Raw genomic sequence first — 1,953 nt, 5'->3', positions numbered from 1 at the left:
TTTTCTTCCTCTAAATCTCGAATACGTCGCTCCATCTCCGTTTCTTTTTGGTCTTCAGAACGGAACGTTTGTTGCTTTATAACTTTGGGCTCTTGTTTATATTTCTTTACCCAACCGTAAAGAGTATTCACTGAAACCCCTAATTCTCGAGCAACTTGAGCTACAGCCTTTCCGGTTTGTAAAATATGTTTTACGCTTTGGCGTTTAAATTCTTCTTCATATTGTTTTACCTTCCCCATGTAGACACCTCATTTGGTTCATTTTTTATCATATTAACCTGTGTCTACTTTTTAGTCTAACATCATTAGTAATTTCTGTCTTATCCCCTTTTTCGGGGAATGGGCAAAGAAACCCAATTTGTAAAACGGATTTCTTTATGCATTCATTTTTGGATATTTATGAGTTTTGCAACACTCTCAAATAAAGAATTAAATGTACCTTTGTTAAAAGATAAATAAAACCTGTTTTTAATTTTAAATCTTGTTAAAATATTGGAAAGGATTTACACATTACAGGTACAATTCCTAGTTCTAGACCAGTAAAAATTTCTCAGTGGGTATGTGCGGAAATATTATCACAGGTTTATTAGGTGCTTGGTTAGGTAGTAGATTATTTGGATCTTTTGGACCATCATTTAGTGGGATTCATGTCGTGCCAGCATTATTAGGAGCAATCGTATTAATTCTTATTGCATCGTGTGTAGTGAAAGCTGTAAGAAAATAAAGATATAGATTATGATGAAAAGAGGTGGTTTCATTGGATAAAGTAAATGTAAGAAAAAGAGACACGTTAAAAAAGTTTTTTAGAGAACAAAATTATTTAGCGGTGTTACTTGGATTTGCATTATTGTTCATTAACATAGTATTGCTAACGAAAATTTCTTTTGTTTTTACTCCGTTTATCGTCTTTTTAAAGACAATTTTCTTCCCGGTATTAGTAGCGGGAGTGCTATTTTATATCTTGCACCCATTTGTTTCGCTTTTAGAAAAGAAAGGTGTTTCAAGAATTGTATCAATAGCCTCGATATATTTAATAGTACTAGGATTATTTGTGTTTTTAGTTGTAACGGTTATCCCAATTATTCGGGACCAAATTGATGCGTTAATAAATAATTCACCGTATTTCGGTCATGAAATTGAGCGAGCGACACGTAGACTTGGGGAGAGTAATTTATTTGGTAAAATCCAAGAGAACTTAAATATTGATGTAGCGAATATGGTAAAAGAATACGCAGTTGCTTTTACAAAATGGTTAGCATCAGTAATAGGGAATGTAACTGGATTTTCAAGTATACTTACAGAAATTGCTTTTACAAAATGGTTAGCATCAGTAACGGGGAATGTAACTGGATTTTTAAGTACTATTACAAAAGTTGTTTTAACAATTGTAATGGTTCCGTTTATATTGTTCTATCTTTTAAAAGATGGTGAACAATTACCGAATCACTTCTTAAAGTTTATTTCAGAGCAAAGACAACCAGCGGCAATGAGAATACTAGATGATATGCATTATGCAATTGGCTCGTATATTAGAGGGCAAATTATCGTTAGCTTGTTTATCGGTATTATGCTATTAATCGGTTACCTTATTATAGGGATTAAATATGCGGTGTTGCTTGCTATTTTAGCAATGATTGTAAATATCGTTCCGTACGTAGGACCAATAATCGCAATAACTCCGGCGTTAATTATCGCATTTATTGACTCGCCAGAAATGGTTTTAAAAGTAATAATTGTTATGATGGTTGTACAATTAGCAGAAGGTAAGTTTATTTCTCCGCAAGTAATGGGGAAAAAGCTAGATATTCATCCGATTACAATTATATTTATCATTTTAACTGCTGGAAACTTATTCGGAATTATAGGGATTATTTTAGCAATTCCAGGGTATGCGCTATTAAAAGTGTTAGTTACGCATGGTTATAGATTTGTTAAATTAAATACGTAAAAAAAG

2 protein-coding genes and 1 pseudogene are annotated in these 1,953 nt (G+C 32.6%); 2 read left to right on the top strand and 1 reads right to left on the bottom strand.

Annotated features, from left to right (window positions below):
• Positions 1–239, bottom strand: a 239-nt coding sequence (locus JDS99_RS30485; RefSeq protein ID WP_199696454.1) for a transposase, incomplete at its 3' end; no start/stop codon positions are given.
• Between the two features lie 295 nt (positions 240–534).
• Between JDS99_RS30485 and JDS99_RS30480 the strand changes: the two are divergent.
• Both JDS99_RS30480 and JDS99_RS30475 read left to right on the top strand, forming a co-directional pair.
• A pseudogene (locus JDS99_RS30480) lies at positions 535–723 on the top strand (GlsB/YeaQ/YmgE family stress response membrane protein); the annotation flags it as partial.
• Between the two features lie 33 nt (positions 724–756).
• The gene (locus JDS99_RS30475; protein WP_199696452.1) at positions 757–1,947 is read left to right on the top strand and encodes an AI-2E family transporter; all 1,191 of its coding nucleotides are present in this window, start codon (positions 757–759) and stop codon (positions 1,945–1,947) included.
• Positions 1,948–1,953 lie beyond the last annotated feature (6 nt).

It is taken from the genome of Bacillus cereus group sp. N6 (assembly GCF_016483705.1).
Lineage (GTDB): Bacteria > Bacillota > Bacilli > Bacillales > Bacillaceae_G > Bacillus_A > Bacillus_A wiedmannii.
The sequence above is the reverse complement of the archived record's forward strand: the minus strand, read 5'-3'. Positions and strand labels throughout refer to the sequence as shown.